The organism is Streptomyces sp. NPDC051217, from assembly GCF_044455465.1.
Lineage (GTDB): Bacteria > Actinomycetota > Actinomycetes > Streptomycetales > Streptomycetaceae > Streptomyces.
Genome location: NZ_JBITEV010000004.1, coordinates 154380 through 167084, shown reverse-complemented (window position 1 = coordinate 167084; position 12705 = coordinate 154380). Strand labels below are relative to the sequence as shown.

Annotated in this window: 10 protein-coding genes; 4 read left to right on the top strand and 6 right to left on the bottom strand. The window is 70.6% G+C overall.

Annotation, left to right across the window (positions count from 1 at the left end; all coding sequences use genetic code 11):
* The first annotated feature begins 5 nt into the window (after window positions 1–5).
* Entirely contained in the window at window positions 6–821 is an 816-nt protein-coding gene (locus ACIBBB_RS12065; RefSeq protein ID WP_398980929.1) for a DsbA family protein, read from the top strand.
* A gap of 77 nt (window positions 822–898) precedes the next feature.
* Entirely contained in the window at window positions 899–2488 is a 1590-nt protein-coding gene (locus tag ACIBBB_RS12060) for a serine/threonine-protein kinase (protein WP_398980927.1), read from the top strand.
* 24 nt (window positions 2489–2512) lie between these two features.
* Here the strand turns inward: ACIBBB_RS12060 and ACIBBB_RS12055 are convergent, their stop codons facing one another.
* Complete coding sequence (locus ACIBBB_RS12055; protein WP_398980926.1) at window positions 2513–3094, bottom strand: dienelactone hydrolase family protein; 582 nt, start codon at window positions 3092–3094, stop codon at window positions 2513–2515.
* Between the two features lie 44 nt (window positions 3095–3138).
* Here ACIBBB_RS12055 and ACIBBB_RS12050 point away from each other — a divergent pair, with 44 nt between their 5' ends.
* Complete coding sequence (locus ACIBBB_RS12050) at window positions 3139–4284, top strand: mechanosensitive ion channel family protein (protein WP_398980925.1); 1146 nt, start codon at window positions 3139–3141, stop codon at window positions 4282–4284.
* A gap of 179 nt (window positions 4285–4463) precedes the next feature.
* Here the strand turns inward: ACIBBB_RS12050 and ACIBBB_RS12045 are convergent, their stop codons facing one another.
* From ACIBBB_RS12045 to ACIBBB_RS12025, 5 genes are all read right to left on the bottom strand, one after another.
* A complete protein-coding gene (locus ACIBBB_RS12045; RefSeq protein ID WP_398981303.1) occupies window positions 4464–5453 on the bottom strand; it encodes a glycoside hydrolase family 5 protein in 990 nt (329 codons plus the stop codon).
* Window positions 5454–5733: 280 nt separating this feature from the next.
* Window positions 5734–6258 carry a GNAT family N-acetyltransferase gene (locus ACIBBB_RS12040; protein ID WP_398980924.1) on the bottom strand — a complete coding sequence of 175 codons (525 nt, stop codon included), beginning with the start codon at window positions 6256–6258 and terminating at the stop codon, window positions 5734–5736.
* Window positions 6255–7199, bottom strand: a complete 945-nt coding sequence (locus tag ACIBBB_RS12035; protein ID WP_398980923.1) for an RluA family pseudouridine synthase — start codon at window positions 7197–7199, stop codon at window positions 6255–6257. Before ACIBBB_RS12035 ends, ACIBBB_RS12040 begins: the two co-directional genes overlap by 4 nt.
* A gap of 110 nt (window positions 7200–7309) precedes the next feature.
* Window positions 7310–7870: a signal peptidase II gene (gene lspA, locus ACIBBB_RS12030; RefSeq protein WP_398980922.1), complete on the bottom strand. Its 561-nt coding sequence runs from the start codon at window positions 7868–7870 to the stop codon at window positions 7310–7312.
* Window positions 7871–7928: 58 nt separating this feature from the next.
* Complete coding sequence (locus ACIBBB_RS12025) at window positions 7929–8699, bottom strand: TraR/DksA C4-type zinc finger protein (RefSeq protein WP_398980921.1); 771 nt, start codon at window positions 8697–8699, stop codon at window positions 7929–7931.
* A 608-nt stretch (window positions 8700–9307) separates the two neighbouring features.
* Between ACIBBB_RS12025 and ileS the strand changes: the two genes are divergently transcribed.
* Window positions 9308–12454 (top strand): isoleucine--tRNA ligase, encoded by a 3147-nt coding sequence (ileS, locus tag ACIBBB_RS12020; protein ID WP_398980920.1) that lies wholly within the window; start codon window positions 9308–9310, stop codon window positions 12452–12454.
* Window positions 12455–12705 lie beyond the last annotated feature (251 nt).

The window sequence follows — 12705 nt, the reverse complement described above, 5'->3', positions numbered from 1 at the left end:
CAGTCATGAGCGCACGCAACAGCAACGCCAACAAGGCCGCCGCCCGCGAGAGGCTGCGCGACCAGCGCGAGCGGCAGGCGAAGAAGGACCGCGCCCGCCGCCAGATCGTCGTCGCCGGATCCACCGTCGCGATCCTGGCGATCGCGGGAGGTGTCGGCTTCGGAGTCGTCCAGGCCAACAAACCCTCGCACTGGGAGGCGGCCAAGGACGCGACGAACGTCACCGCGCCCAAGCACACCTCCGGCACGAACGGCACGACCGTCGTCATCGGCAAGCCCGAGGCGAAGAAGACCCTGGAGCTGTACGAGGACTCCCGCTGCCCGATCTGCGCGACGTTCGAGCAGCAGGTCGGCGCCACGATCCAGAAGGATGTCGACGCCGGCAAGTACAAGATCAAGTACGTCGGCGCCACGTTCATCGACAACTCGGACAACGGCGAGGGCTCGAAGAACGCGCTGTCCGCGCTGGGCGCCGCGCTCGACGTGAGCCCCGAGGCGTTCTCGGCGTACAAGACCGCGCTCTACTCGACGCAGAACCACCCCAGCGAGAGCGACGACAAGTTCGCCGACGACAGCGTCCTGCTGAAGATCGCCGACTCGGTGGACGGGCTCAAGGACAACGCGGCGTTCAAGAAGAACGTCGAGAGCGGGACATTCGACGCCTGGGCGATGAAGATGTCGGCGACGTTCGACAGCAGCAGCGTCGAGGGCACCCCGACGCTCCGCATGGACGGTAAGACCGTCACCGCGGAGGGCAGCGAGAACGCCCCGCTGACGGCGCCGGAGTACACGGCGGCGATCACCAAGGCCCTGGCCGCGTGACGGTACGGAGTCACCGGGGCCGGGCCGAGGGGTAACGGCGTGCGGGCCACTCCTCCGTGGCCCGTACGCTGACCCGCATGACCGGGGGCGACGAGAACAGGATCATCGACGGGCGGTTCGAGCTGCTGGAGCGGCTCGGCAGCGGCGGCATGGGCACGGTGTGGCGGGCACGTGACGCCGTGCTCCACCGCGAGGTGGCGCTGAAGGAAGTCCGGTCCCCCGACCCCGCGATGACGGCGGCCACGCCCCGCAGCGCCCATGTGCCGCGGGAGCGAGTACTGCGCGAGGCACGGGCGTTGGCGAGGATCAGCCACCCGCATGTGGTGACGATCCATCACATCGTGGACGTGGGGCCGCACCCGTGGATCGTCATGGAGCTGCTGCCCGGCGACACGCTCGCGGACCGGCTCGCGCGCGGCGCCCTGGCCCCCGTGCACGCCGCCAGGATCGGCCGCCAAGTGCTGTCCGGACTGCGGGCCGCCCACGCGGTCGGCATCCAGCACCGCGATGTGAAGCCCGCCAACGTCATGCTGCGCGAGGACGGCGGCGCGGTGCTCACCGACTTCGGCATCGCGGCCCTCCAGGGCTCGACCTCCCTCACGGTGACCGGCGAACTGGTCGGCTCGCCCGAGTACTTCGCCCCGGAGCGCATTCGCGGCCACGACGACGACCCCGCGTCCGACCTGTGGTCGCTGGGCGTGACGCTGTACGTCTGCGTGGAGGGCGTCAGTCCGCTGCGCCGCGCCACGACCCTGGCCACGCTCGCCGCCGTGCTGGACGAGCCGGTCCCGCCGCCCGTGCGGTCCGGGCCCCTGACGCCCGTACTGAACGCGCTGCTGGTACGCGACCCGGCCGCGCGGCCCGACGCCGCCCAGCTGGATCTGTTGCTGGCCCAGGTCGAGGCGGGCGCCACACCGCACTGGGAGCTGCCGACGCTCACCGCCCCCGCGCCTCCCCCGGCTCCCGCCCCGGATCCCAGGATGGCGCTGACCCGCCCCGTCAGCTCGCACACCCTGGCGGACGACGGGACTGCCGGCACGCGGCGCCGGCCGGGCGGCACCGGGCGGAGCGGCGTCGGGCGGAGCGGCACCGGGCGGAGCGGCCGTATCCCGATAATCGTCGCGGCCGTCGCGGTGGCCGTCGCGCTCGTGGCGGCGACCGCGCTGGTCATCTCCCTACGGAACGACTCCGGCTCACCGTCCGCCGGGAAGAGCGGCGAGACGAGTAGCCCCTCCCCCGAGGCCCCGCCGAGGCCGTCCGTCACGGACGACAGCGAGAGCGGGAACGACAACACGCACGACGGCGACGAGGACGCACCGTCCGGCGACGACCTGACCGGCAACTGGGTCGCCCAGCTGGCCTCCACGGAGAAGTCCGCGGGCACCGCCGCCCGCGACAAGCAGGCGGCCGCCCTGCGCGACAAGGGCATCACCAACGCGCGCTATCTGGACAGCGACGACCACGCCTCGCTGAAGCCGGGCTACTGGATGTTCTACGTCTCCGGCTTCAACAGCGGTGAGCACGCCGTCGACTGGTGCCGCACCCGTGGCCTGGACACGAACAGCGCCTGTGTGGGCCGCTACATCAGCGACGAGGCGACCGACAGCAAGTATCTGTGCGGCCCGGCCCCCGGCAGCCGCACCACCGGCCGCTGCACCCGCGGCTGAGGGACAAGAGCCCGGCCGGCGGCGCTACGGCTGGTCGCCCAGCGACTCGATGAAGGCCAGCCCCGTACGCCAGGTCTGCTCGGCCGCCGACTCGTCGTAGTCCGGCAGGTCCGGGTCGGTGTAGAGGTGCCCGACGCCCCGGTACCGGTAGATCTCCACGTCCGCCCCGACCTCCCGCATCCGCAGGTACCAGGTGTTGAGCCAGTCGTGCGGCTCGGACACGTCCGGGTCGGCGACATGCAGCTGCACGGGCAGGTCGTCCACCGACGCGGTGGCGGCGATGTCCGACGTGCCGTGCATCAGCAGCAGCCCGCGGGCCTTCGAGTCCCCCAGCGCGAGTGTCTGCGCGACGGACCCGCCGAAGGAGAAGCCCGCGTACACCAGACCGCGCTCCGAGTAGGGCGCCACGGCGAGGACGGCGCGCCTCAGCAGCTCGTCGGAACCGATCTTGTCCCTGAGCGCCCTGCCCTCCTCGACCGTCTCGACGGTTTGGCCCTCGAAGAGGTCGGGCACGTGCACGTGGTGTCCGGCAGCGCGCAGCCGCTCGGCTCCCGCGTGCACCGCCGGGCGCGGGCCGTGGGCCGAATGAAAGAGAACGACGTCCATCCGCCCATCCTGCCAGGTGGGCCCCCTCGTCCGAATCCGGAGCCATGGAGAACGTACTGCGACCGTTGACCGTGCTGGGTGGCGCTGTCGTCCTGACGCTGCTGCTCGGCTGGGTCGTCGACCTGATGCTGCGCCGCGCGGACGCGCGGCACCCCGAGACCCCGCTGTGGGGGCTGCTCCGGCGCTGCCGGCTGCCGCTCCAGGTCGTCGTCCTCACCGCCCTGCTGTGTGCCACGTACCGCGAGACGCGCTGGTCGATCGTCGAGGACCACGAGACCGGCATCGGCCGTGTGCTGACGCTGGTCCTGATCGGAGCCGGGGCCTGGCTGGTCGTGCGCATCGTGTCGGCCGTCGTGGAATCGACGTACGCCCGTTACGCGACCTCGGCCCGGGACCTGGCGAAGGTCCGCCGGGTCCGTACGCAGGTCACGCTCATCATGCGGATCGTGACGGCGGTGGTCGTCGTGGTGGCGGTCGCCGCGATCCTGCTCACCTTCCCGAGCATGCGGACCATCGGTACGTCGATGCTCGCCTCCGCCGGCATCATCGGCATCGTCGCGGGTGTCGCGGCGCAGTCCACGCTCGGCAATCTCTTCGCCGGCTTCCAGATCGCCTTCGGCGACATGGTGCGGATCGGCGACACGGTCGTGGTGGACGGCGAATGGGGTGTGGTCGAGGAGGTCACGCTCACCTTCCTCGCGGTACGCACCTGGGACGAGCGCCGGATCACGATGCCGGTGTCGTACTTCACGAGCAGGCCGTTCGAGAACTGGTCGCGCGGCGGGGTCCAGATGACCGGCACCGTCTTCCTCCAGCTCGACCACGCGGCGCCGGTGAAGCTGATGCGCGAGAAGCTGCACGAGATCCTTCAGGACTGCGCGGCCTGGGACGGCCGGGACTGGAGTCTGGCCGTCACCGACACCACCCCGAGCACCATCGAGGTGCGGGCCGTCGTCACGGCGAAGGACGCGGACGACATCTGGACGGCGCGCTGCACCGTACGGGAGCAGCTGATCGCCTGGCTGGCGGACGAGCATCCGTACGCGCTGCCGCGGATAGCGACCTCGCGGGCGGCGGTGCTGCCGGCCCCGGGGAAGAACGGCGCCGCAGGCGATGCCGGACCGCACCACGAGCCCGACCCCGCGCTGACGGAGAACGCCGACGGCGACCCGCGCGCCGGCCGTGGGTGACGGCGGGTCCGGCAGAACCGCTCACCGCCCACAGCCGGCCGTCGGCCTCACCGAAAGCTGCGTACGTCCAGGTATCTGAGCACCCGGTCCGCCTCTTCCGGATTCGCGCCGGGTTCGCCGCGCGCCGCCAGGACCTCGCACCGGGCGCCGTCACCGCCGTAACGAACGCGCCGCTACCGCTACTCGCGGATCCGGTCGCGGATCCAGACTCCGGCCTCCTTGAGCACGCCGGTGCCCGAGAAGGTGCCGGCGTTGCACGAACCCGTCTTGAAGACGGCCCCGGAGCGGTTGTCGTCGGAGTAGTTCCAGTTGGTCCAGGAGATGTTCTTCCGCTTCATCAGGTCGAGGAAGCGCTGTGACTGGCCGAAGTCGTTCGCGCCCTCGCCCGCGTAGTTCTGGGTGCCGAACTCGGTGACGAAGACGGGCAGTCGGTCCGACGCCCGGTCGAGGGCCGCCAGGTACTCGTCCCGGTGCGACGCGGCGTAGAAGTGGAACGTGTACATGATGTTGGAGGCGTTGACGGGGTTGTTCACGACCTCCTTCTCGTCGGCCCCGTCGGAGACGCCGAACGAGGACCAGGCGCGCGTGCCGACGAGGACGACGGCGTCGGGGTCCTGCGCCCGGATGACCGGAATGATCTTCTCGGCGTACGACTTGACGGTCGCCCAGCTCACGTCGGACGGCTCGTTGGCGATCTCGTAGAGGACGCCGGGGCTGTCCTTGTACTTCTTCGCCATGGCGGTGAAGAAGGTCTTCGCCCGCTCCAGGTTGAAGTTGGGATCACCGGGGCTGAGCATGTGCCAGTCGATGACCGCGTACATCCCGCGCCTGTTGGCGCCGTCCACGAACTTCTGGGCGAGGGAGGTGAAACGCTGCGGGTCGGTCTCGTAGCCGCCCTCCTGTACGTACGTGGAGACGCGCAGCACATCGGCCCGCCACTCGTTCGCGAGGACGTCGAGCGAGCCGTCGGTGACGCACTGGGAGTACCACTGGGTGCCGTGCGTGCTCATTCCGCGCAGTTGGACGGCCTGGCCCTGGCTGTTGCAGAGGCGGTTGCCGCAGACCTTGAGCTGTCCGTTGTCGCTGATGGGAGAGGCGACGCCGGCGGCGGACGCGGGGGCGGTGCCCGTGGTCGTGGTGGCGGCGCCTGCCCTCATGGGCGACAGCATGGCGGTGACGATGCCGAGCGCGGAAACGGCGAGGAGTGCCTTTCGGCCGCGCCGTCCTCGGATACGGGAGGCGCGGTTCGCGCCGGAGGCGATGTGCTGGGGCATGGGGGTGGTGCTCCCTTCGGGTGGGGTCCGTGACGGGAGATCAACTGTCAGAGGCATGACAGCAAGTGAGTGAAAGTTAAGGTTGTTTCCAATCACCGTCAAGAGTGTTGGGAAAGTTTCCTAACGATTGACCACCAGAGATCACCCAGGATCACCTCACTGCCCCCAGGCCCAGCTACACCACGCGCCGCATCCCTCGGTGCGGGATCCCCACGGACTCGTACTCCGGGCCGTACGCCTCGTAGCCCAGCCGCTCGTAGAACCCCAGCGCATGCGTCTGCGCGTGCAGATCCACCACGCGCAGCCCGCGCTCCCGCGCCAGGTCCTCCACGGCCCTCACCAGCGCGACACCGACCCTGAGGCCGCGCGCCTCCTTCACCACCGCGAGCCGGCCGAGCGAGCCGACCGCCGGATCACCGTCGGTCAGGTCCGCCGCCTCCGGCCCGTGCAGCAGCCTCGCCGTACCGAGCGGCAGCCCGTCGTCCCGCACCGCGAGCACATGCGCGGCGGCGGCGTCCAGGGAGTCGTGGGAGTCGAACTCCAGGTCCTCGGGCACCTGTTGCTCCGCGACGAACACCCGTCCGCGGACCACGAGACACGCCTCGCGGTCGGCCGCGCCCGTCGCGGACCGGATCTCGTACGCCAGACCGTCGAGGCCCGCACCGGCTCCGGCCGGAGCCGCGGTCTCCCCCGGGGTCATACGTTGCTTTCGGCGCGGACCTTGTCCAGCGCGCTCCGCAGATCGTCCGGGTAGGTGCTCTCGAACTCCACCCACCGGCCGTCCGACGGGTGCTCGAAGCCCAGCTTCATCGCGTGCAGCCACTGCCGGGTCAGCCCCAGCCGCTTGGCCAGCGTCGGGTCGGCGCCGTACGTCAGGTCGCCCGCGCACGGGTGACGGTGGGCCGCCATGTGCACCCGGATCTGGTGCGTGCGGCCCGTCTCCAGCTTGATGTCCAGCAGCGAGGCGGACCGGAAGGCCTCGATCAGGTCGTAGTGCGTGACGGACGGCTTGCCCTCGGCGGTCACGGCGAACTTGTAGTCGTGGTTGGGGTGCCGCCCGATCGGGGCGTCGATGGTGCCGCTCATCGGGTCCGGATGTCCCTGCACCAGCGCGTGGTAGCGCTTGTCGACGATCCGCTCCTTGAACTGCCCCTTGAGCGAGGTGTAGGCGCGCTCCGACTTGGCCACGGCCATCAGCCCGGAGGTGCCGACGTCCAGGCGGTGCACGACGCCCTGCCGCTCGGCGGCGCCGGACGTCGAGACGCGGTATCCGGCGGCGGCGAGCCCGCCGATGACGGTCGTACCCGTCCAGCCGGGGCTCGGGTGCGCGGCCACACCGACCGGCTTGACGACCACGACGATGTCGTCGTCGTCGTACACGATCTCCATGCCCTCGACCGGTTCGGCCACCACCCGCACCGGGGCGGCGGGCGCGGGCATCTCCACCTCGAGCCACGCGCCGCCACGGACCCGTTCGGACTTGGCGACCACAGCGCCGTCGACCTGCACCTTGCCGGCGGCGGCCAGCTCGGCCGCCTTCGTACGGGAAAAACCGAACATGCGGGCGATGGCGGCGTCGACACGCTCGCCCTCAAGGCCGTCGGGAACGGGCAGGGTGCGGATATCGGGAACGGTGCTCACCCGTCGAGTATGCCTTGCCCGCACGGCCCGGCCTCCCACGGACGGCCTCCCCGGCCCCGGAACGGAGCCTCCGTCGCGGTGTTGCGGTCCCGGTGTTGCCGGTCCCGGCCTCAGTCGCGGTGGACGGTCCCGTCGGGGTCGAGCCCGCGGAAGGAGAGGATCACGATCAGGAAGCCGCCGCAGACGATCGCGGAGTCGGCGAGATTGAACACCGCGAAGTTCGCCGGCGCGATGAAGTCCACGACGGCACCCTTGAACACTCCGGGCTCCCGGAAGATCCGGTCGGTGAGATTGCCGAGCGCCCCGCCGAGCAGCAGACCGAGCGCGACGGCCCACGGCCCGCTGTAGAGCTTGCGGGCCAGCCGCGCGATCACCACGATCACGGTCGCCGCGACGAACGTGAAGAAGACGGTGTACGCCTCGCCGATACCGAAGGCGGCGCCCGCGTTGCGCACCGCCTCGAACTTCAGCAGATCACCGACGACACTGATCGGATCGTGATGTTCCAGCTTCGCCACCACGAGCATCTTGCTACCGAGGTCGAGCAGATAGGCGACCAGTGCCACGGAGAAGAGCGCGACGATCTTGCGCTGTCCCCTGACCGGCTCGGCGGGAGCCGCGCCCTCGTCGTCAACATCCGGCGTCCCGATGACGCGCTCCGCCTCTGCCACGTGAGTCCCTCAAGTTAGATCCCGATTAGGGTCGAGGGTACGGCACCCACGTACGGTCTCAGCCGCGCCGTTCCTGCTTCTGCTTGTCCTCGACACACAGCGTGGCCCGCGGGAACGCCTGCATCCTGGCCTTGCCGATCGGCTTGCCGCAGACCTCGCAGAGACCGTACGTACCGGCGTCGAGTCGCAGCAGCGCCCGCTCCGTCTGCTCCACCATCTCGCGCGCGTTCGCGGCGAGGGCCATCTCGTGCTCGCGGGTGATGTTCTTGGTGCCGGTGTCGGCGTCGTCGTCCCCCGCGCCGTCGCCGGAGTCCCGCATCAGACCGGCGAGTGCCTGCTCGGACGAGGAGATCTCGGCGTTCAGCCGGGCCGCCTCGCTCTCCAGACCGGCCCGCGCCTCGGCGACCTCCTGCTCCGTCCACGGGTCCTCGCCTGGCCGTACGGGGAGTTCCCCGGCCGCTGTGGTGCCATGCGCCGGGGGCACCGCGGTCGCCGTGCCGCCCGGGGCCGCCGCCGATCCCTTGCCCGCTGTCTTCTTCGCTGCCACCGTCTTGGCTCCCGTCTGTTCCGCGGCCTCGGCCGCCCCCTCGGCCGCGGACGCGGCCTTTTTCGCGGCCTTCTTGGCGGCGGCCTTCTTAGGAGGCGCCGTCTTCCTGGCCGCGGTCTTCTTCGCAGGTGCCTGGTGCTCCGGCTCGGACGCGACGGTCTCCTCCGCGTCCGGTGCGTGCGTCGCCGGTGTCTCTCGCTCCGGTGCCTTCGTCGCCGACGTCTTCTTGTCAGCGGCCTTTTGGGCCGCTGTCCTCTTCGCGGCGGTCTTTTTCGCCACCATGGCCGCGGCCCCTTCACATTTTGTGATCTTGCACGCGAGTCGTGCTGGGACGATAAATCGACACCAGCCACGCGGCAACGGGGCACGCCGCCGGTGAGACCCGCCTCCGCCGGTGACAAGGCGAGCCTCCATCGGTTGTGCCCAGCTCCCCGCCGGGTAATCCGCCGCACGGACCGCACGGAGAAGTCCATGAGCCCCGCCGGTCCATTCGGGTCAGGCTCAGGGCCGTACGCCACACGGGCCGCGCTCGCGCCCCGGGGACCGCCGTCGCGGGCCGTGCGCGGCCCCGGAAAACGGTCCGCCACGCCCGTCCCGGGCCCGTACAATGGGCCGAGCGAGAGGCGTGGATGGGGACGAGTAGCTCCGAGAGCGGCCATGAGCGACCCGGGGACGGTGCGAGCCCGGGGGCAGAGCGCGGAGTGAAGCATCACCCCGGAGCCGCCGGAAGAAAGCCCTGGCAGGACGCGGGGCCGTAGACCCGGCAGCGCGACCCCAATGAGGGGGCCGAGGGCGGCGACGCCCGGGGCCAAGGAGGGTGGTACCGCGGGAGCCGGAGGCTCTCGTCCCTCCGACGGAGATGCCGCAGTTCCGTTGGAGGAGTTTCGTCCATGACGCCACCGCAGTACAGCCAGGTGCCCGGCCAGGTCGACCTGCCCGCGCTTGAGCACGCCGTGCTCGCCTTCTGGCGCGAGAACAAGGTCTTCGACAAGAGCCTGGAGCGGTCCGAGGGCCGCCCCGAGTGGGTCTTCTACGAAGGCCCGCCGACGGCGAACGGCATGCCCGGCGCGCACCACATCGAGGCCCGCGTCTTCAAGGACGTCTTCCCTCGCTTCCGTACGATGCGCGGCTACCACGTCGCGCGCAAGGCCGGCTGGGACTGTCACGGCCTGCCCGTGGAGATCGCCGTCGAGAAGGAGCTGGGCTTCACCGGCAAGCAGGACATCGAGAAGTACGGCATCGCCGCGTTCAACGACAAGTGCCGCGAGTCCGTGACCCGGCACACGGACGCCTTCGCCGAGCTGACGACCCGCATGGGTTACTGGGTCGACCTGGACGACGCGTACCAGACGATGAACCCGGAGTACATCGAGTCCGTCTGGTGGTCGCTGAAGGAGATCTTCAACAAGGGCCTGCTCGTCCAGGACCACCGCGTCGCCCCCTGGTGCCCGCGCGACCAGACGAGCCTGTCGGACCACGAGCTGGCTCAGGGCTACGAGACGATCGTCGACCCGTCCGTCTTCGTCCGCTTCCCGCTGACCTCCGGCCCGCTCGCGGGCGAGGCGGCGCTGCTCGTCTGGACGACCACACCCTGGACGCTGGTGTCCAACACCGCGGTCGCCGCGCACCCCGATGTCGCGTACGTCGTCGCGACGAACGGCACCGAGAAGCTCGTCGTCGCCGAGCCGCTGGTGGAGAAGGCGCTCGGCGAGGAGGGCTGGGAGCTGACCGGTGAGCGGTTCACCGGCCGTGAGATGGAGCGGTGGACGTACGAGCGTCCGTTCTCCCTCATCGACTTCCCCGAGGGCACGGAGGCGCACTACGTCGTCAACGCGGAGTACGTGACGACGGAGGACGGTACGGGTCTGGTTCACCAGTCCCCCGCGTTCGGCGCGGACGACCTGGTGGTCTGCAAGGCGTACGGCCTGCCGGTGGTGAACCCGGTCCGTACCGACGGCACGTTCGAGCCGGACGTACCGCTGGTCGGCGGCGTCTTCTTCAAGAAGGCGGACGAAGCGCTGACCGCCGACCTGGACGCGCGCGGGGTGCTGTTCCGGCATGTGCCGTACGAGCACAGCTATCCGCACTGCTGGCGCTGCCACACGGCCCTGCTCTACTACGCGCAGCCGTCCTGGTACATCCGTACAACCGCCGTCAAGGACCGCCTCCTTGAGGAGAACGAGAAGACCAACTGGTTCCCGGACTCGGTCAAGCACGGCCGCTACGGCGACTGGCTGAACAACAACGTCGACTGGTCCCTGTCCCGCAACCGGTACTGGGGCACACCACTGCCCGTCTGGCACTGCGAGGAGGGGCACCTCACCTGCGTGGGCTCGCGCGCGGAGCTGACCGAGCTGAGCGGCGAGGACCAGTCGTCGCTCGACCCGCACCGTCCGTTCATCGACGCGGTGACCTTCCCCTGCCCGACCTGCGGCGAGACCGCGACGCGCGTTCCCGAGGTCATCGACGCCTGGTACGACTCCGGTTCGATGCCGTTCGCGCAGTGGGGGTATCCGCACCGGAACAAGGACCTCTTCGAGAAGCGCTACCCGGCGCAGTTCATCTCGGAGGCCATCGACCAGACGCGCGGCTGGTTCTACACGCTGATGGCCGTGGGCACCCTCGTCTTCGACAAGTCGAGTTACGAGAACGTGGTCTGCCTCGGGCACATCCTCGCCGAGGACGGCCGGAAGATGTCCAAGCACCTGGGCAACACCCTGGAGCCGATCCCGCTCATGGACAAGCACGGCGCGGACGCCGTGCGGTGGTTCATGGCGGCGGGCGGTTCGCCGTGGGCGGCGCGGCGGGTCGGTGACACGACGATCCAGGAGGTCGTCCGCAAGACGCTGCTGACGTACTGGAACACGGTCGCCTTCCAGGCGCTGTACGCCCGCACGTCCGGCTGGGCCCCGTCCGAGGCCGACCCGGCGCCGGCCGAGCGGCCCGTACTGGACCGCTGGCTGCTGAGCGAACTGCACGCGCTGGTGGACCAGAGCACGAAGGCGATGGACGCGTACGACACCCAGCGCGTCGGCAAACTGCTGTCCGCGTTCGTCGACGACCTGTCCAACTGGTACGTACGCCGCTCACGCCGCCGCTTCTGGCAGGGCGACAAGTCGGCTCTGCGCACGCTGCACGAGGTCGTGGAGACGGTGACCCGGCTGATGGCGCCGCTCACCCCGTTCATCACCGAGCGGGTCTGGCAGGACCTGGTCGTCCCGGTCACGCCCGAGGCACCGGAGTCGGTGCACCTGTCGTCCTGGCCGGAGGCGGACCTGTCGGCGGTCGACCCCGCGCTGTCCCGCCAGATGGCGCTGGTACGGCGGCTGGTGGAGCTGGGCCGCGCGACGCGGGCGGAGTCGGGCGTGAAGACGCGCCAGCCGCTGTCCCGCGCGCTGGTCGCGGCGGCGGGCTTCGAGACCCTGTCGCCCGAGCTGCGGGCGCAGATCACCGACGAGCTGAACGTCTCCTCGCTGGCTTCGCTTTCGGAAGTCGGCGGATCGCTGGTCGACACGACGGCGAAGGCGAACTTCCGGGCGCTGGGCAAGCGGTTCGGCAAGGGCGTCCAGGCGGTGGCGAAGGCGGTCGCCGACGCGGACGCGGCGGCGCTGTCCGCGGCGCTGCGCGACGGGACGGCGTCGGTCACGGTCGACGGCGAACCTCTCTCGCTGGCGCCGGACGAGGTGATCATCACGGAGACGCCTCGCGAGGGCTGGTCGGTGGCGTCCGACTCGGGCGCGACGGTGGCGCTGGACCTGGAGATCACTCCGGAACTCCGCCTGGCGGGCCTGGCCCGCGACGCGATCCGCCTGATCCAGGAGGCCCGCAAGAACAGCGGCCTGGACGTCGCGGACCGTATCGCCGTCCGCTGGTCCACGACGACGGAGGAGACCCGCACGGCGTTGTCGACGCACGCGTCGCTGATCTCGGACGAGGTCCTGGCCGTGGACTTCACCCCGGCGGCCCCGGACGCGAGCTTCGGCCCCCCGTTCACGGACGAGGGCCTGTCCCTGACGTTCCACCTCCGCAAGGCCTGACCCCGGGGGCTTGTTCTCCCCCACCCCGCCCCTTCCCGAAACCGGGGGCGGGGCCCCCGGACCCCGTAGGACCGGGGCCTGCCCCGGGCCACCGGCCGGCACAGCGCCAAACAAGCGGACCGACCCGCCGGGGCGAAGGTCCAAAACCGCAGCCCTTGGCCCCGGCCCACCAGGGCCGAAGGCGACGGGGGCCGGAGGCGCGACCCCGGCTGCCAGGCCGAACGCCCCGCCGCGCAGCGGCGGACAACCCC

Bases quoted from the DNA above. Each gene is read 5' to 3' on its own strand.
- ACIBBB_RS12065 (WP_398980929.1), top strand. From the start codon at position 6: ATGAGCGCACGCAACAGCAACGCCAACAAGGCCGCCGCCCGCGAGAGG.
- ACIBBB_RS12060 (WP_398980927.1), top strand. From the start codon at position 899: ATGACCGGGGGCGACGAGAACAGGATCATCGACGGGCGGTTCGAGCTG.
- ACIBBB_RS12055 (WP_398980926.1), bottom strand. From the start codon at position 3,094: ATGGACGTCGTTCTCTTTCATTCGGCCCACGGCCCGCGCCCGGCGGTG.
- ACIBBB_RS12050 (WP_398980925.1), top strand. From the start codon at position 3,139: ATGGAGAACGTACTGCGACCGTTGACCGTGCTGGGTGGCGCTGTCGTC.
- ACIBBB_RS12045 (WP_398981303.1), bottom strand. From the start codon at position 5,453: ATGCTGTCGCCCATGAGGGCAGGCGCCGCCACCACGACCACGGGCACC.
- ACIBBB_RS12040 (WP_398980924.1), bottom strand. From the start codon at position 6,258: ATGACCCCGGGGGAGACCGCGGCTCCGGCCGGAGCCGGTGCGGGCCTC.
- ACIBBB_RS12025 (WP_398980921.1), bottom strand. From the start codon at position 8,699: ATGGTGGCGAAAAAGACCGCCGCGAAGAGGACAGCGGCCCAAAAGGCC.
- ileS (WP_398980920.1), top strand. From the start codon at position 9,308: ATGACGCCACCGCAGTACAGCCAGGTGCCCGGCCAGGTCGACCTGCCC.